The following is a 16,497-nucleotide window of genomic DNA, read 5'->3' as shown; positions in this document are numbered from 1 at the left end:
TGCCGACCAACGGTCGGCACCCACCCGTAGATCCACGCCATGCGTGGATGAAGGCCCCGGAGCAGGACCGGCCGCGCAGGCAGGTACAATGCGCCATGACTGACTTCTCGACCCTGCCGCTGAGCCCGGCCCTGCAGCCCGGCCTGGATGCCCTCGGCTACACCACTCTCACCCCCGTGCAGGCGCAGAGCCTGCCGGCCATCCTCGATGGCCGCGATGTGATCGCACAGGCGCCGACCGGTAGCGGCAAGACCGCCGCGTTCGGCCTGGGCCTGCTGCAGGCCATCGACCCCAGCCTGATCCGCGTGCAGGCGCTGGTGCTGTGCCCGACCCGCGAACTGGCCGACCAGGTCGGCAAGCAGATCCGCAAGCTGGCCACCGGCATTCCCAACCTGAAGCTGTTGCTGCTGGTGGGCGGCGTGCCGCTGGGCCCGCAGCTGGCCTCGCTGGAGGGCCACGATCCGCACGTGGTGGTCGGTACTCCCGGCCGCGTGCAGGAGCTGGCGCGCAAGCGCGCGCTGAACCTGGGCGCGGTGCGCACGCTGGTGCTGGACGAAGCCGACCGCATGCTCGACATGGGCTTCGAGGAGCCGATCCGCGAGATCGCCGGCCGCACCCACAAGGACCGCCAGAGCCTGCTGTTCTCCGCCACCTTCCCCGACAGCATCCGCGCCATGGCGCGTGACCTGCTGCGCGACGCGGTGGAAGTGACCGTGGAAGGTGCCGACCAGGCCCCGGCCATCCGCCACATGTTCTGCGAGGTGGAACCGGCGCACCGCCAGAAGGCGCTGGCCGGCCTGCTGCTGAAGTACACGCCGGAATCGGCGGTGGTGTTCTGCAACACCCGCAAGGACGTGGACGAAGTGGCGAACTCGCTGCAGCAGTTCGGCTTCTCCGCACTCGCCCTGCACGGCGACATGGAGCAGCGCGACCGCGAGGAAGTCTTGCTGTTGCTGGCCAATCGCAGCTGCAACGTACTGGTCGCCAGCGACGTGGCCGCACGTGGCCTGGACGTGGAAGAACTGGCCGCGGTGATCAACTACGAGTTGCCGACCGACGTGGAGAGCTACCAGCACCGCGTGGGCCGTACCGGCCGTGCCGGTGCCAGTGGCCTGGCGATCAGCCTGGTGGCCGGCCGCGAAAAGACCCGCGCCGAAGCCATCGAAGCGCAGATGGGGCAACCGCTGGATTGGCAGAAGACGCCGCTGGCGACCGCTCGCCCGGCCGAGCTGCCGCAGGCCGCGATGCGCACGCTGCGCATCGACGGTGGCAAGACCGACAAGCTGCGCCCGGGCGACATTCTCGGTGCGCTGACCGGCGACGCCGGCCTGTCGAGCAAGTTCATCGGCAAGATCGCGATCTTCCCGACCCGTTCCTACGTGGCGATCGCGCGTGAGCAGGCCAACAAGGCCGTGGCCAAGCTGGAAGCCGGCAAGATCAAGGGCCGTCGCTTCCGCGTGCGGATGATGTGATCGGCAGGGTGGTCGCCGGGTATGGCCCGGCGCTACCTGCATGCCGCGTGCAGCGCCGGGCCACGCCCGGCGACAGACTCAGAACACCAGTTCGGTGTGCAGCGGCAGGTCCGCTTCCCAGCGCGCACGGCCGCCAAGGCCGTCGAGTTCGACCAGTACACCGGCGCCGACCACGTCAACGCCCAGGCGGCGCACCAGCGACAAGGCAGCGACCAGCGTGCCGCCGGTGGCCAACACGTCATCGATGATCGCCACGCGCGCGCCGGCCGGCAGCGCATCGGCATGCACTTCGATGCAGTCGCTGCGGTATTCCAGCGTGTATTCCTCGCGCAGCACCTGGCCAGGCAGCTTGCCCGGCTTGCGCACCGGCACGAAGCCCACGCCCAGCTCCAGCGCCATCGCGGCGCCAAGGATGAAACCACGCGATTCGATGCCCACCACCGCGTCCAGCTTCTGGTCACGCCAGCGGTCGGCCATCGCGGTGATGGCACCGCGGAAGTCCTCGCCGTGGGCGAGCAGCGGCATGATGTCCTTGAAGAGGATGCCGGGCTTGGGGAAGTCGGCGATGTCGCGCAGGCGGGAGGCCCACTGCGGAGCGACGAGGGCGTCGGTCATGTCACGTTGGCTATCTGATGGCGGCATAGGGTACCTGTTCCGGGCGCCGGCTGCCTGTTGGGGGTGTTCGGCCGGGCTGCGCCCGGCACCTGCAGAGGCTTCAAGCCAAGGCAACAGCAACGGCAACAGCGGATTTCCTGTGGGATGGCGGGGTGGGCCCGGTGGCGGGAGACGCCGTAAACCCGTCCATGGGGGCTTGGCCGCGGCATCCATGCCGCGGACACTCCCGCCACCGGGCCCACCCCGCCTTCGACAGGTTCCTGCGGTCTGTCGTAGATCCACGCCATGCGTGGATGAATCTCCATCGAAATCGAATATTTCGAGAATTGAACGAAGAGCATCCACGCATGGCGTGGATCTACCGTGTCGACCAAGGTCGACACCTTCCCACAGCAGCGGGAATCTGTCGGAGGTGGGGCGGTGTGGGGCTGCAGGACCGTTGGCGCCATGGATGGCGCCATCGAGCCCCCAGGGACGGGTTTACGGCGTGTCCTGCAGCCCCACACCGCCCCGCCAGACCATCAGCAATCCAGAGCCGCTTTGGCTTCGGCTGTTGCCTCTGCGGGTGCAGGGCGCAGCCCTGCCGAACCCCACCCTCAGGAACTGCAGGACAGCATCGAGCAGCCGGCGCGGTGGTCGGCCCAGGCCGGGCGCTTGCCGGCAAAGTGCTCGAGCCCGGCACGCTCGGTGTACGGATCACGCAGTACATCCTGCAACGCATGAACACCGCCGAGGTCGCCCTGTTCGGCGCGATCGATGGCCTCCTGCGCCAGCCAGTTGCGCAGCACGTACAGCGGATTGGCCGCGGCCATCTTCGCCGTGCGCTCGCTGGCCGACAGCGGATCCACGCGCAGCCGCGCTGCGTAATCCTGCAGCCACTGCTGCAACGGTGCCTGCACCGACTGCTGGCGTGCCTCGTCGTAGTACACCGCGTCCAGTACCGTTGCGTCCGGTGCCGCTGGATCGATGCGCATCAGCGCGCGCCAGGCCAGGGTCATGTCCATCGCGCCGTCCTGCATCAGCTGCTGCCAGCGCAGGTAGAGCTGCAGGTCTTCATCATCCGCCGCAGCCAGGCCGAGCTTGGCTGCGGCATCGCGACGGGTGCAGGCGACGAACGTGGACTGGTACGCGGCCAATCCTGCCTGCAACGGTTCGACATCGGCAAACAACGGTGACAACGCCTGTGCCAATCGGCTCAGGTTCCAGTACGCCACCTGCGGCTGTGTACCGAAGCGATAGCGCCGGCCTTGGGCATCGGTGGTGTTCGGCGTCCAGTCCGGATCGAAGTCCTCGACCCAACCATAGGGGCCGTAGTCCAACGTCAGGCCGAGCACGGACAGGTTGTCGGTGTTCATCACGCCATGCACGAAGCCGACGCGCATCCAGTGCGCGATCATCTCGGCGGTGCGCACCGCGATCTGCGCAAACCAGTCGCCGTACAGCGCCTCACCCTGCCCTTCGAGCTCCGGGAAGTCGCGGGCGATGCAGGCGTCGACCAACTGCTGAAGCAGCGCGGTTTCGCCGCGTGACGCTGGCAGCTCGAATGAACCAAAGCGCAGGAACGAGGGCGATACCCGGCAAACGATCGCGCCGGGCTCGGCACGCGGGTGGCCGTCATAGAACATGTCGCGCACCACGTTTTCGCCGGTGCCGACCAGCGACAGCGCGCGCGTGGTCGGCACGCCCAGGTGGTGCATCGCTTCGCTGCACAGGAATTCGCGGATCGATGAGCGCAGCACTGCGCGACCATCGGCGCCACGCGAATACGGCGTGGGGCCCGCCCCCTTCAGCTGCAGCTCCCAATGACGGCCATCGGGTGCGACCAGTTCGCCCAGCGAGATCGCGCGGCCGTCGCCGAGCTGCCCGGCCCATTGGCCGAACTGATGGCCGCCGTAATTGGCTGCCCACGGCTGCATGCCGGCGTACAGCGCGTTGCCGCCGAACACACGCGCAAAGCCTTCGCTCTCGACCTCGGTGGTGTCGAAGCCGAGCATCGTGGCAACGTCCGGCGACCAGGCCAGCAGCGTGGGGGCTGCCACCGGCGTCGGCATCACCGGCGACCAGGCGGCGCCCAGTACTTCGCGGCGGCGCGGGCCGGATTCTGAATCACCCGGCAGGGCATGCAGCAGGCGGTTGTCGAAACGGGGGCTGTCGGTATCCATGGCGTTGAAGATGGGGGCGACCGCCGCCCTCCTCAATTGCCGCTGAGCGCCTGCAGATGCCCGCCGTGGGCTTCGGCGCGCTGGTAGGCCGGCCGCTCGCTGATGCGCTTGAGGAAGCCACGCAGCGCCGGCTTGTCGTCGAGGCCACCACCCCGTGCGGCCGCGGCCTGGATCGGGAAGCTCATCTGGATGTCGGCTGCGCTGAACCGCTCACCCGCGAACCACGGGCTTTCGGCCAGGCGGCGCTCCATCCAGTCCAGGTGCAGGCGCCGCTGCGGACCGACGAAGCCGCGCTCGGCCTTGTCGGCGATGCTGCGCGCGATCGGGCGCGCGAAGAACGGCATCGGCGCGTTGCGGATGCGGCCCATCACCAGGGTCAGCAGCAGCGGCGGCATCGCCGAGCCTTCGGCGTAGTGCAGCCAATAGCGATAAGCGATGCGCTCTGCGCCATCGGCCGGCATCGGTGACGGCGACAGCTGGCGTTGGGTGTCATAGCGATCCGCGAGGTAGTCGAGGATGGCACCGGACTCGGCCAGCACCAGTTCGCCATCCTGCAGTACCGGCGACTTGCCCAGCGGATGCACGTTGCGAAGCTCCGGCGGTGCCAGCAGCGTCTTCGGATCGCGCGGATAGCGGCGCAGCTCGTAGTCCAGCCCCAGCTCCTCCAGCATCCACAGCACGCGCAGGGAACGGGAGTTTTCCAGATGATGGACGATGCGCATGGGGACGATCCTTGGGGAAGCCCACATCGTACCGTGATGGCTGCATGCCCCATGTAGAGTCGAGCCATGCTCGACTGCCTTTGAGAGCAGTCGAGCATGGCTCGACGCTACAGAACAGCGGGCAACAAAAAACGCCGGAAGCTTTCGCTTCCGGCGTTCTGGCTACCAAACGGTAGCAGACGGATTAGACCGCCTGCACCTGGTCAGCCTGCATACCCTTCTGACCCTGGACGGCGATGAAGGTAACCTTCTGGCCTTCCTGCAGGGTCTTGAAGCCGGTGCCCTGGATGGCACGGAAGTGCACAAACAGGTCCGGGCCGCTTTCCGGGGTGATGAAGCCGAAGCCCTTGGCGTCGTTGAACCACTTGACGGTGCCGGTCTGACGATCAGACATTTGACTAACTCCTGAAACACATGTTGAAAAAATCGCAGCCACCGGGTATCGGGGCCGAGACTGAGTTGCAGGCGTTGGTAAAGCGGATCGATGAGCGGATCGTGAGATCAACTGCACCAGGCCACGATTCACGGTGACCCTAGCAAACACAGTGGGACGAACGATACGCGTGTTTTCTGCAAAAAGCGATAGCCCGGACGTTCATGAGCAGGCCCCGCCCGCTAGGCGTGGCAAGGGCTGGCAGCCGATCAGGGCTAAACCCGAGTCCCCATTCAGGTTTTTCCTACCCTACACTGGGTAAATGACTGAAGCTGAAACCCAAGCTGAACCCGCCCTCCCCCGCATCTGGGTGGACGCGGATGCCTGCCCCACCGTCATTCGCGACATCCTGTTCCGGGCCGCTGAACGGGTCGGGATCGAGCTGACCCTGGTCGCCAACCAGTGGATCCGCACCCCGCCATCGCGCTGGCTGCGCTCGATCCAGGTGCCGCAGGGCCTGGACGTGGCCGACAGTGCCATCGTCGAACGGGTGGCTGCCGGCGACCTGGTAGTCACCCAGGACATCCCGCTGGCCGCACTGGTGCTGGAGAAGAAGGCCGTGGCGCTGAACCCGCGCGGCCAGCTGTACACGCCGAACAACATGGCCGAGCGCCTGTCGATGCGCAATTTCATGGAGGAGCTGCGCGGTGCCGGGGTGCAGACCGGAGGACCGCCTCCGCTGGGACCGCGCGACCGGCAGCTGTTCGCAGCCGAGCTGGACCGCTGGCTGGCGCGGCGCCGGGCCCGCTGACCCGCGCTAGCCGCCCTGGTCCATTCGGCGCAGGTGCCGCTGGCTGCTGAACCGCCGCGGCTCCCCGGTGAGTGGGTCATCGAAGGCCAGCGCCTGTGCCAGCAGCTGCAGCGGTGGCTCGGCGCTGCCCTCCGGCCGCGACTGCAGCTGCGGGTAAAGGTCATCGCCCTCGATCGGCGCGCCCAGCGCGGCCATGTGTACGCGCAACTGGTGCTTGCGGCCGGTTTCCGGCTTCAACCGGTAGCGCCAGATCGGCCCCTCGGCCTCGATCGGCTCGATCAGGCTGCGCGCATTGGGCTCGCCCGGCACTTCGGCCATGCGGAAGAACGGCTCGCCCGGCGCGAGCCGGCTGTGCCGCCGCAGCGGGAACGCCAGTCCGGGCAGCGCCAGTCCGGGCAGCGCCGGTGCCAGCGCCTCATAGGTCTTTTCAATGCGGCGCTCGCGGAACAACCGCTGGTAGGCATCGCGCGTAGCCGCCTGCGTCGAGAACAGCACCAGGCCAGCGGTCAGCCTGTCCAGCCGATGCAGCGGTACCAGCCCGGTATTGCCCGTGCGTGCGATCAGGCGCGCCAGCAGGGTTTCGCGCACGTAGCTGCCGGCCGGCGTCACCGGCAGGAAGTGCGGCTTGTCGGCCACCAGCAGGTGCTCATCCAGGTGCAGGATGGTCTCGGCGAAGGGAATCACCGGTTCGTCGGCCACCTCGCGGAAGTACTGGATCTCCAGCCCCGCCTGCCAGGGCATGTCCGGCGGCAGCGCCCTGCCCTGCACGTCCTGCACGCGGCCACGCGCGAATCGATCCTGCCACTGCGCACGGTCGATGCGCGGGAAACGTGCGCACAGGCCTTCGAGCAGGCTGGGCCAGTGGCCGGGTGGCAGCTGCAGACGGCTGGGCAGGGTCATCGGATCCATTCCTGCGGCGGGAAAGCGTGCAAGCGTGCCACGTTGACGTCCCGCAGACAGCCCCGCAACGGACACCCCAGGAGCAAACCTCTATCATTGTCGTCTTTAGTCCACGGATCCCCCATGGCTCTTACCGCCACCATCCGCAAGGCCGAACTGCAGATCAGCGACATGGATCGCGGTTACTACGCGACCCATAACCTGACCCTGGCCCAGCACCCGTCCGAGACCGACGAACGATTGATGGTGCGCCTGCTCGCCTTCGCGCTCAATGCGGGAGACCGCTTGGAGTTCGGCCGTGGCCTGAGCACCGACGATGAGCCGGACCTGTGGGAACACGACTACACCGGCGACATCCTGCAGTGGATCGACCTGGGTCATCCCGACGAATCCCGCATCCGCAAGGCCAGCAACCGCAGCCGCCAGGTGCAGGTGATCAATTACGGCGGCAACGCCTCGGACATCTGGTGGGGCAAGCAGGGCAAGGGCCTGGCGCGCTTCGACAACCTGTCGGTGGTTGATCTGGACGGTGAATTCGTCGAACGCTGGGGCCAGCAGGTCCAGCGCGCGATGCGCTGGAGCGTGCTGATCCAGGACGGTGAAGTGCAGCTGCTCAACGATCAGATGCAGCTCGACGTGATCCCGAACTGGCGCAAGCGCGCCAAGGCATGAGCACGATCCGCTGCGACGTGGTGGTCATCGGCGCCGGCGCGGCCGGGCTGATGACCGCGATCACGGCTGGCCAGCGCGGCCGCCAGGTGCAGGTGATCGACCATGCCAACAAGGTCGGCAAGAAGATCCTGATGTCCGGCGGTGGCCGCTGCAACTTCACCAACACCGGCACCACCCCGGCCAACTTCCTGTCGGCCAACCCGCACTTCTGCAAGTCGGCGCTGGCGCGCTACACGCCCTGGCACTTCATCGAGCTGGTCAGCAAGCACGGCATCGCCTATCACGAAAAAGAGCTGGGCCAGCTGTTCTGCGACGTCTCGTCCAAGCAGATCGTGAAGATGCTGGTGGACGAATGCCAGGCCGCGGGCGCGCAGATCCGCACCGACTGTGCCGTGCAGCGCATCGAGCACGGCAGCGATGGCTTCCGCCTGCACACCACGCATGGCCTGTTCCATTGCGCCTCGCTGGTGGTGGCCACTGGCGGCCTGTCGATTCCGAGCATGGGTGCGACCGGCTTCGGCTACGAGATCGCGCGCCAGTTCGGCCACCAGGTGCTGCCAACCCGCGCAGGCCTGGTGCCACTGACGCTCAGCGGCAAGCACCAGGAGCGGCTGGCCGATCTGAGTGGTGTCGCCCTGCCGATCGAGGCACGTTGCAACGGCAAGCGCTTCCAGAACTTCATGCTGCTGACCCATCGCGGCGTGAGCGGCCCGGCGATCCTGCAGATCTCCTCGTTCTGGCAACCCGGCGATGCGCTGGAGCTGGACCTGCTGCCCGGCCAGGATGCCGGCGAGTGGCTGCGCCAGATGAAGCGCGAGCGCCCGGCCGCCGAGCTGCGCACGGTACTGGGTGAGGTGCTGCCCAAGCGACTGGCGCAGCGCCTGTGCGAGCACTGGCTGCCCGACCGGCCCGTGCGCCAGCTGGACGAGCCGGTGCTGCGCCAGGCCGCGCAGCTGCTGGGCGCGTTCCCGCTGGTGGCCAGCGGCACCGAGGGTTACCGCACTGCCGAAGTCACCCTGGGCGGCGTGGATACCGCCGAGGTCTCGTCCTCCACGATGGAATCCAAGCGCGTGCCCGGCCTGCATTTCGTTGGCGAGGTGCTGGACGTGACCGGCTGGCTGGGTGGCTACAACTTCCAGTGGGCCTGGGCCAGCGGCCACGCGGCCGGTGGCGTGGTGTGAACCAGATCGCCGTTCGATGCGCGCAAGGGGTGCGCGCATGGACGGTTCGCCGCGCATCGTGTATCTAGATTCGCAGATTGGGGAGCAGTGCATGCAGAACGCGAACGACATCACCATCCGCCTGCTGATCGTCGATGACAGCGGCGAAAACGCCGAAGCCATTGTCAGCACCCTGCGCAACAGCGGCATCGCGGTGCGGCCCTGGCGGCCGCAGGATGCGGCCGAGCTGGCCCAGGTACTGTCCAGCCAGGCCATCGACCTGGTGCTGGCGTCGCCCTCGCAGGGCATTCCTCTGCCGGCGGTGGCTCAACACATCGCCGCCAGCGGCAAGGACATCCCGCTGGTGCTGCTGGCCGAGCGCATCGACGAGGACGAGCTGGTGCAGGCCAGCAGCCACGGCATCCGTGCCCTCGCCCTGCGCCAGCGCTCCGAACATCTGTTGGCCGTGGTCCGCGACCAATGGGTGGACCTGCAGGCCCGTCGCGGCCTGCGCCGCATCGAGGCGCAGATGCGTGAGACCGAGCGCCGCTGCGATGCGCTGATCGCCTCTTCGCGCGATCCCATCGCCTACGTGCACGAAGGCATGCACATCCGTGCCAACGATGCCTACCTTGAAATGTTCGGCTACGAGCAGTTCGACGACATCGAAGGCATCTCGCTGCTGGACATGGTCGCGGCCCAGCACGTGGAAGGCTTCAAGCAGCTGCTGAAGGGCCTCAGCCGCGGCGAGGCCCCGCCACCGCAGTACCAGCTCGATGCCCGCCATGAGGATGGCAGTACGTTCGCGGCAACCATGGAATTCACCGCTGCCACCTATGAAGGCGAATCCTGCCTGCAGGTGGTGCTTCGCCGCCGCATGGAATTCGATCCGGAGCTGGCCCGCGAAGTGGAGGACCTGCGCCAGCGCGACCAGGTCACGGGCCTGCTCAACCGCCCAACCTTCATGCTGCAGCTGGAAAGCGCGGTGGCCCAGGCCGGCCGCAGCGAAGGCCAGTTCGGCCTGCTGCTGATCGAGCCGGACCACTACGCGCGCCTGTTGCCGGACATCGGCCTGGCATCGGCCGACACCCTGATCGGCGCCCTGGCCGCCCTGCTGGCCGAGGTGGTCGGCCAGGAGGCCCAGCTGGCCCGCTTCGGCGAACACAATTTCGCCGTGCTGCAGGCCGGGCCCTACGCACAGACCGTGGCACTGGCCGAGCGCATCCGCGAAGCGTATGCAGCGCATGTGTTCAGCATCGGTGCGCGCTCGGCCACGGTGACGGTCAGCATCGGTGGCGTACAGGTGGGCGAGAAGATCGCCAGCATCGGCCAGGTGCTCGCACGCGCCAGCGAGTGCACGCATGCCGCCGCCGAACTGGGCAATACCTGCCGCATCTTCGACCCGGCCGCGGCCGACCGCGTCGAGGAAGAGCGCGTGCTGCGCTGGGTCACCCGTATCCGTGAAGCACTGGCCGGCGACGGCTTCCAGCTGCACTACCAGCCGGTGCTGAACCTGCAGGGCGAGCCGCTGGAGCTGTACGAGGCCTACCTGCGCCTGGAGCACAATGGCGAACTGCTGAGCCCGACCGCGTTCCTGGGCATTGCCGAGGAGTACGGCCTGCTGGCCGATATCAACCGCTGGGTCGTTTCGCAGGCGATCACAGTGCTCGGCCAGCGCGCCCGCGAGGGCCATGCCACCCAGATGCTGGTGAAAGTGACGCCGGAGTCGTTCGACGACCCGCAGATGATCGCCACCCTGCGGCGCGAACTGCAGGCGCAGGGTGTGCCCGGTGAACGGCTGTGGCTGCATGCGCCGGAAGCGAAGGTATTCACCCACCTGCGCAGTGCGCAGCAGTTCCTTGCCGAAGTAGCGCCGCTGGGCTGCCGCATCGGCCTGGAACAGTTTGGTTCGGGGTTGGACTCGTTCCAGCTGCTGGCCCACTTCCAGCCGCAGTTCCTCAAGCTGGACCGCGGTTTCACCAGCGACCTGGCGGCCACCCGCGAGAACATCGACCGCATCAGCCAGATCACCGCACGCGCGCAGGAAGCCGGCATCCGCACCATCGCCGAGTTCGTCAGCGATGCCAATTCGATGACCCTGCTGTTCAGTGCCGGCGTGGACTACGTGCAGGGCGACTTCGTCGGCCCGGCGCTGCCGGAGATGGGGTTCGAGTTCGGGTGATGCCCTCTGTAGAGCCGAGCCGCGCCGCGTTTAACCGGCGGTGCCATTGCAAACCTCGCATCGCAATGCGCGCGGAGCTCTCCGTTCCGGGGGGATGGTTCCGGGCTCGGCTGCGGGACTCAAGCGAAGAGCTGCCGAGCATGGCTCGGCTCTACACAAACAAAAAGGCCGGCTTTCGCCGGCCTTTTCATTGATCAGGTCATGTCGACCAGGTTGTCGATCTTCAGGTCCGGGTTGACGTCGGCCTCGTAGTCGACACCCTCCACGCCAAAGCCGAACAAGCGCAGGAAGTCAGCCTTGTAGCCGGCCAGGTCGCTGATCTCGTACAGGTTCTCGTTGGTCACCTGCGGCCACAGCGCGACCACCTTGCCCTGCACGTCCGCCGCCATTTCCTTGTAGTCGGCACGCAGGCGGCCTTCCTCATCGACCAGCGCAACGGTGTGGCCCTCGCCATCGACCAGGTCGTGGCGCAGGCGATCGATCGCCACGCCGTCGGCCTTGCCGCCGTATAGGATGTCGTACAGCACGTCGAGCTGCTCGATGCAGCCTTCGTGGGTGCCCTTTTCCTTCATCACCTTGAACAGCAGCGACAGGTACAGCGGCATGGTCGGAATGGCCGAGCTGGCCTGGGTGACCACGGCCTTCAGCACCGACACGCGCGCGTCGCCGCCGATTTTCGCCAGTTTTTCGCGCAGGCCCAGCACCTTGTTGTCGAGATCCTTCTTGGCGGCACCGATGGAACCGTTCCAGTAGATCGCCTGGGTGATTTCTTCGCCCACATAGGTGAAGGCGGTGGTGGTGCAGCCGTTGGCCAGCACGCCGGCATCGGCCAGCGCATCGATCCACATCTGCCAGTCCTCACCGCCCATCACCGCAACGGTGCCGGCGATTTCTTCCGGTGTGGCCGGCTGCAGGTGGGTCTCGGTCAGCACTTCCTTGTCGGTATCCAGGCCGCGCAGGGTAATCGGCTCACCGATCGGCTTCAGCGTGGAGCTGATGATTTCACCGGTCTTCGGGTGCTTGCGGCGCGGCGCGGCCAGGCTGTAGACGACCTGGTCGACCTGGCCCAGATCGGCCTTGATCATCTCGATGGTCCTGGCCTTCACTTCATCGGAGAAGGCGTCGCCGTTGATGCTCTTGGCGTACAGGCCGGCTTCGTCGGCGTACTTGTGGAACGCGGCCGAGTTGTACCAGCCGGCGGTGCCCGGCTTGGATTCGGTGCCCGGTCGCTCGAAGAAGATGCCCAGGGTCGCGGCGCCGCTGCCAAAGGCAGCGGTGATGCGTGCGGCCAGGCCGTAGCCGGTGGAGGCACCGATGACCAGCACGCGCTTGGGGCCGTTCTGGATGGGCGGACGCGCGCGGATGTAGTCGATCTGCTGTTTTACCGCGGCTTCGCAGCCGGTCGGGTGGGTGGTGACGCAGATGAAGCCGCGGACGCGCGGTTTGATGACCATGGATACCTCGGGTTGGCAGATGCGGCGCACGGGGCGCTCAGCAGGAATACGGGCGCGCGCCTGCGCGCGCGAACCGCAGGATCGTAGTGCGCGGGGGCCGAATGCACAACCGACGCTGGCGTAGGGTGGTGTTTGTTTTGCAGGGTTGCACCCTGCACCCGCAGAGGCAACGTCAACGGCAGAAGCTCGGTTCCTGCGAGTTGGCGGGGTGGATCCGGTTGCGGGGGACGCCGTAAACCCATCCTTGGGGGCTTGGCCGCGGCATCCATGCCGCGGACACCCCCGCAACCGGACCCACCCCGCCTTCGACAGTTTTCCGCGATCTGTCGGAACCGCATTCTGCTCTGGTGGGTGTCGACCTTGGTCGACACGATTGAATTCATTCGATATCTGACAGATGTGTCGACCAAGGTCGACACCTACCAACAGCCGCATGAACCTGTCGAAGGCGGGGCACTGTGGGTTTGCGGGGTGTGAGCCGCATGGATGCGGCGACCAAGCCCCCATGGATGGGTTTACGGCGTCCCCGCAAACCCACAGTGCCCCGCCATCCCACGGAATGCTGCTCCGGCTTTTGAAGTTGAAGTCGCATTGAGCAGGTGCAGGGCTGCAAGCCCTGCCAACAAAAAACCCCGCTTGCGCGGGGTTCTCTGTGTGCTGCGGGCAGCAGGTGATTACGGGCGACGGGCCAGGGCCTCGACGTCCTTCGCCTTCGGCAGCAGATCCTGCTTGCTCACGCGCAGGAAGCCAATCGTCAGCATCGGCACCGCCACCAGGATCGAGGACAGCACCACGATCACCGCACCGATCATGTGCGTCTCGGCCAGGCCTTCCATCGAGCTGCCGCCGTACATGTACAGCGCCAGTGCCGACAGGAAGAACATCACCGCGGTGATCACCGTACGCGACAGCGTCTGGTTGATCGAACGGTTCAGCACCTCCATCGAGTCCACGCGCAGGCTGCGGAAGTTCTCGCGGACGCGGTCGAAGACCACGATGATGTCGTTGATCGCAAAGCCCATCACCGACAGCAGGCCGGCCAGCACGGTCAGGTCGAACTCACGGCCCAGCAGGGACACGTAAGCCACCGTCACGATCAGGTCGAACATCGCCACGATGCTGGCAGTGACCGCGAACTTCCATTCGAAGCGCACCGCGATGTAGATCAGGAAGCCGGCCAGCATGAAGATGGTGGCGTACAGGCCATTCATCGCCAGGTCCTTGCCGATCTGCGGACCCACGAACTCGTTGCGCAGCACGGTGGCCTGGTTGTCGGCCGACGACAGCGCCTTCACCACTGCAGCAGCAGTGGCCTTGTCCTCGGCGGCGGCGTCCCCGGTACCCGGCGCATGCTCACCGTGCGGCGCCAGGCGGATCAGCAGGTCGGTGTTGCCACCGACGCTCTGTACCTGGGCGCCTTCGAAGCCATTCTGCTCGAGCTTGTTGCGGACCTGCTCGACGTCCACCGCTTTGTCGAAGCGGGCTTCGATCAGGGTGCCGCCGGTGAAGTCCAGCGCGTAGTTGAAGCCCTTGATGCCGATGATGGCAATCGAGGCCAGGAACACCACGATGGTGACTGCCATGGCGACATGGCGCCAGCGCATGAAGTCGATCTTGGTGTCGTTCGGGAGGATGTGCAGCGGAAACAGTTTCATTGTGCGTGTCGTCCCGTCAGATGGCCACGTTCTGGAGCTTCTTGCGACGGCCGTAGATCAGCGTCGCCAGCGCACGCGACACGGTGATCGCGGTGAACATGGAGGCGAAAATACCGATGATCATGGTCAGCGCGAAGCCCTTCAGCGGACCGGTACCGAATGCGAACAGCGCCACACCGACGATCAGGCCGGTCAGGTTGGCGTCGAGGATGGTGCCCGAGGCACGCTCGTAGCCGGTCACGATCGCGGTCTTGCCCGGCACGCCGGCACGCAGCTCTTCGCGGATACGCTCGTTGATCAGCACGTTGGCGTCCACCGACAGGCCCACCGACAACGCCAGGCCGGCGAAGCCCGGCAGGGTCATGGTGGCACCAAACAGCGACATCACCGCCACTACGATCAGCAGGTTGAACAGCATCGCTGCCGAGGTGATCACACCGAACATGCGGTAGTACACGCTGAAGAACACCAGGGTGAACAGGAACGCGAACACCACCGCGCGCATGCCGTTCTTGACGTTCTCGGCGCCCAGGCTCGGGCCGACCACGCGCTCTTCGACGAAGTCCATCGGTGCGGCCAGCGAGCCGGACTTCAGCAGCTTGGCCAGGTCGTCGGCTTCCTTCTTCTGCAGGCCGGTGGTCTGGAAGTTCTTGCCGAACACGCCGTTGATGTTGGCCACCGAGATCACTTCCTCGTTGACCTTGAAGCCACGCACTTCCTGGCCGTCAACCATGGTCACGGTCGGCACGCGCTCGGTGTACACCACCGCCATCGGCTTGTTCACGTTGGCGCTGGTGAAATCGAACATGCGCTGGCCGCCGACGTTGTTCAGCGTCACGCTGACCGCCGGTGCACCGCTGTTGGAGTCGGTCACCGCCTGCGCGCCGACCATCTGGTCGCCGGTGACGATCACGCGCTTGTTCAGCAGGATCGGACCGCCGCCGTCACGGCGCTGATAGACCTTCGCTTCCGGCGGGATGCGGCCGGAGTTGATCGCGTCCTGCGCGTTGCCTTCGACCACCGCACGGTATTCCAGGGTGGCGGTGGCACCGATCATGCGCTTGGCTTCGGCGGTGTCCTGCACGCCGGGCAGCTGCACGACCACGCGGTCGGCACCCTGGCGCTGGATGATCGGCTCGGCCACGCCGAGCTGGTTCACGCGGTTGCGCAGGGTGTTGATGTTCTGCTCGATGGCGCCATTGGCGATCTGCGCGATCTCGGTCTCCGGCACGGTGACCGTGATGCGGTTGCCGCTGACGTCGTAGCCGAGCGTCGGCTGCGCCTTGACCAGGGCCGTACGGGCGCGCTGCGCGGCGTCATCACCGGCGGACGGGCTCAGGTTGGCCACGATGCTGTTGTCCGCGCGGCGCTCCACCGACTGGTACGCGATGCGCGCGTCACGCAGGGTGCTGCGCACGTCTTCGGTGTAGGCGTCCAGGCGCTTGTCCAGGGCGGCCTTCTGGTCGACCTGCAGCACGAAGTGCACACCGCCCTGCAGGTCCAGGCCCAGCACCATCGGGCGACCGCCGAGGTTGGCCAGCCAGTCCGGCACGGTCGAGGCCAGGTTCAGGGCCACGGTGTACTTCTCGCCGACGGTGTCACGCAGGGCGTCGCTGGCGGCGGACTGCGCCTTCAGGTCCGGCAGGCGGACGATCAGGCTCTCCCCTTCCTTCTCGGCACCGAGGGTGTCCACACCGGCCTTCTTCAGGTCGGCCAGGACACGGTCGCGCAGCGCGTCGTCGACCTGTCCGCCACGGTTGGCGGTGATCTGGACGGCCGGGTCCTTCTGGTAGATGTTGGGCAGCGCGTACAGCGCGCTGAGCGCCAGTACGATCAGGATGACGACGTACTTCCAGCGTGGAAATTCGAGCATTGCTTGGGTCCCGCGCGGCGCCATCCCCGGCGCCGCGGTTGTGCATCGGAAAGGGAGTGGCTTACTGGGCCGACTTCAGGGTACCGGCCGGCAGCACGTTGCCGACAGCGCCCTTCTGCACGCGGATGCGCACGTTGTCAGCCACTTCGATGGTGATGAAGTTGTCGCCGATGTCGGTGACGATGCCGGCGATACCGCCGTTGGTCAGCACTTCGTCGCCGCGCTTGATCTTCTCCAGCATGGCCTTGTGCTCCTTCTGCCGCTTCATCTGCGGGCGGATCATCAGGAAGTACATGATGGCGATCAGGATGATCGGGAACAGCAGGGTGGTCAGGCCCATGCCCTGCGGTTGGCCGCCGGCGGCCTGGGCGTGGGCGGCGGGAATCAGGAAAGCAAGCAGGTTCATCGTTGGTCCTTTGGTTGGGCGGCGCCCCGGCACCATCAGG

The 16,497-nt window shown here is 66.6% G+C and carries 14 protein-coding genes; 5 read left to right on the top strand and 9 right to left on the bottom strand.

From position 1 onward, the window contains the following. The first annotated feature begins 95 nt into the window (after nucleotides 1-95). Nucleotides 96-1,472, top strand: coding sequence for an ATP-dependent RNA helicase DbpA (gene dbpA / locus QP552_RS08570; RefSeq protein ID WP_286075573.1), 1,377 nt, complete (start codon nucleotides 96-98; stop codon nucleotides 1,470-1,472). A 78-nt stretch (nucleotides 1,473-1,550) separates the two neighbouring features. Here the strand turns inward: dbpA and QP552_RS08565 are convergent, their stop codons facing one another. The 4 genes from QP552_RS08565 to QP552_RS08550 all read right to left on the bottom strand — a co-directional run bounded on the left by QP552_RS08565 (nucleotide 1,551) and on the right by QP552_RS08550 (nucleotide 5,365). Further along, entirely contained in the window at nucleotides 1,551-2,087 is a 537-nt protein-coding gene (locus tag QP552_RS08565; protein WP_049457836.1) for an adenine phosphoribosyltransferase, read from the bottom strand. A gap of 596 nt (nucleotides 2,088-2,683) precedes the next feature. After that, a complete protein-coding gene (locus tag QP552_RS08560; RefSeq protein WP_286075570.1) occupies nucleotides 2,684-4,249 on the bottom strand; it encodes a protein adenylyltransferase SelO in 1,566 nt (521 codons plus the stop codon). 32 nt (nucleotides 4,250-4,281) lie between these two features. Beyond that, nucleotides 4,282-4,971, bottom strand: a complete 690-nt coding sequence (locus QP552_RS08555) for a glutathione S-transferase (protein WP_111111597.1) — start codon at nucleotides 4,969-4,971, stop codon at nucleotides 4,282-4,284. A gap of 184 nt (nucleotides 4,972-5,155) precedes the next feature. Beyond that, the gene (locus tag QP552_RS08550; protein WP_004153307.1) at nucleotides 5,156-5,365 is read right to left on the bottom strand and encodes a cold-shock protein; all 210 of its coding nucleotides are present in this window, start codon (nucleotides 5,363-5,365) and stop codon (nucleotides 5,156-5,158) included. A 301-nt stretch (nucleotides 5,366-5,666) separates the two neighbouring features. Here QP552_RS08550 and QP552_RS08545 point away from each other — a divergent pair, with 301 nt between their 5' ends. Beyond that, nucleotides 5,667-6,155, top strand: coding sequence for a YaiI/YqxD family protein (locus QP552_RS08545; protein WP_286075568.1), 489 nt, complete (start codon nucleotides 5,667-5,669; stop codon nucleotides 6,153-6,155). Between the two features lie 6 nt (nucleotides 6,156-6,161). Here QP552_RS08545 and QP552_RS08540 read toward each other — a convergent pair whose 3' ends face one another. Next, nucleotides 6,162-7,055 (bottom strand): pseudouridine synthase, encoded by an 894-nt coding sequence (locus QP552_RS08540; protein WP_286075566.1) that lies wholly within the window; start codon nucleotides 7,053-7,055, stop codon nucleotides 6,162-6,164. Between the two features lie 123 nt (nucleotides 7,056-7,178). Here QP552_RS08540 and QP552_RS08535 point away from each other — a divergent pair, with 123 nt between their 5' ends. From QP552_RS08535 to QP552_RS08525, 3 genes are all read left to right on the top strand, one after another. Next, entirely contained in the window at nucleotides 7,179-7,727 is a 549-nt protein-coding gene (locus tag QP552_RS08535) for a YaeQ family protein (RefSeq protein ID WP_106551293.1), read from the top strand. Beyond that, complete coding sequence (locus QP552_RS08530; protein WP_286075564.1) at nucleotides 7,724-8,908, top strand: NAD(P)/FAD-dependent oxidoreductase; 1,185 nt, start codon at nucleotides 7,724-7,726, stop codon at nucleotides 8,906-8,908. Before QP552_RS08535 ends, QP552_RS08530 begins: the two co-directional genes overlap by 4 nt. Before the next feature lie 91 nt (nucleotides 8,909-8,999). Continuing rightward, nucleotides 9,000-11,069 carry an EAL domain-containing protein gene (locus QP552_RS08525; RefSeq protein ID WP_286075563.1) on the top strand — a complete coding sequence of 690 codons (2,070 nt, stop codon included), beginning with the start codon at nucleotides 9,000-9,002 and terminating at the stop codon, nucleotides 11,067-11,069. A gap of 194 nt (nucleotides 11,070-11,263) precedes the next feature. On the opposite strand, the gene fabV is transcribed toward QP552_RS08525, so the two are convergent. The 4 genes from fabV to yajC form a co-directional block, all read right to left on the bottom strand. Continuing rightward, nucleotides 11,264-12,523, bottom strand: a complete 1,260-nt coding sequence (fabV, locus tag QP552_RS08520; protein ID WP_286075562.1) for an enoyl-ACP reductase FabV — start codon at nucleotides 12,521-12,523, stop codon at nucleotides 11,264-11,266. Nucleotides 12,524-13,197: 674 nt separating this feature from the next. Then, the gene (secF, locus tag QP552_RS08515) at nucleotides 13,198-14,178 is read right to left on the bottom strand and encodes a protein translocase subunit SecF (protein ID WP_033834415.1); all 981 of its coding nucleotides are present in this window, start codon (nucleotides 14,176-14,178) and stop codon (nucleotides 13,198-13,200) included. 16 nt (nucleotides 14,179-14,194) lie between these two features. Continuing rightward, nucleotides 14,195-16,051 carry a protein translocase subunit SecD gene (gene secD / locus QP552_RS08510; RefSeq protein WP_181358245.1) on the bottom strand — a complete coding sequence of 619 codons (1,857 nt, stop codon included), beginning with the start codon at nucleotides 16,049-16,051 and terminating at the stop codon, nucleotides 14,195-14,197. Between the two features lie 61 nt (nucleotides 16,052-16,112). Then, complete coding sequence (gene yajC / locus QP552_RS08505; protein WP_006434333.1) at nucleotides 16,113-16,457, bottom strand: preprotein translocase subunit YajC; 345 nt, start codon at nucleotides 16,455-16,457, stop codon at nucleotides 16,113-16,115. Between the last annotated feature and the right edge of the window lie 40 nt (nucleotides 16,458-16,497).

The organism is Stenotrophomonas sp. 59 (assembly GCF_030291095.1).
Lineage (GTDB): Bacteria > Pseudomonadota > Gammaproteobacteria > Xanthomonadales > Xanthomonadaceae > Stenotrophomonas > Stenotrophomonas maltophilia_Q.
This window is presented reverse-complemented; position numbering and strand designations above follow the sequence as displayed.

Excerpts from the sequence above, each read along its gene's own strand:
- QP552_RS08535 (WP_106551293.1), top strand. The coding sequence starts at position 7,179 with ATGGCTCTTACCGCCACCATCCGCAAGGCCGAACTGCAGATCAGCGAC.
- yajC (WP_006434333.1), bottom strand. The coding sequence starts at position 16,457 with ATGAACCTGCTTGCTTTCCTGATTCCCGCCGCCCACGCCCAGGCCGCC.
- QP552_RS08545 (WP_286075568.1), top strand. The coding sequence starts at position 5,667 with ATGACTGAAGCTGAAACCCAAGCTGAACCCGCCCTCCCCCGCATCTGG.
- QP552_RS08565 (WP_049457836.1), bottom strand. The coding sequence starts at position 2,087 with ATGACCGACGCCCTCGTCGCTCCGCAGTGGGCCTCCCGCCTGCGCGAC.
- QP552_RS08550 (WP_004153307.1), bottom strand. The coding sequence starts at position 5,365 with ATGTCTGATCGTCAGACCGGCACCGTCAAGTGGTTCAACGACGCCAAG.
- QP552_RS08540 (WP_286075566.1), bottom strand. The coding sequence starts at position 7,055 with ATGACCCTGCCCAGCCGTCTGCAGCTGCCACCCGGCCACTGGCCCAGC.
- QP552_RS08525 (WP_286075563.1), top strand. The coding sequence starts at position 9,000 with ATGCAGAACGCGAACGACATCACCATCCGCCTGCTGATCGTCGATGAC.
- dbpA (WP_286075573.1), top strand. The coding sequence starts at position 96 with ATGACTGACTTCTCGACCCTGCCGCTGAGCCCGGCCCTGCAGCCCGGC.
- fabV (WP_286075562.1), bottom strand. The coding sequence starts at position 12,523 with ATGGTCATCAAACCGCGCGTCCGCGGCTTCATCTGCGTCACCACCCAC.
- QP552_RS08555 (WP_111111597.1), bottom strand. The coding sequence starts at position 4,971 with ATGCGCATCGTCCATCATCTGGAAAACTCCCGTTCCCTGCGCGTGCTG.
- QP552_RS08530 (WP_286075564.1), top strand. The coding sequence starts at position 7,724 with ATGAGCACGATCCGCTGCGACGTGGTGGTCATCGGCGCCGGCGCGGCC.
- secD (WP_181358245.1), bottom strand. The coding sequence starts at position 16,051 with ATGCTCGAATTTCCACGCTGGAAGTACGTCGTCATCCTGATCGTACTG.
- secF (WP_033834415.1), bottom strand. The coding sequence starts at position 14,178 with ATGAAACTGTTTCCGCTGCACATCCTCCCGAACGACACCAAGATCGAC.
- QP552_RS08560 (WP_286075570.1), bottom strand. The coding sequence starts at position 4,249 with ATGGATACCGACAGCCCCCGTTTCGACAACCGCCTGCTGCATGCCCTG.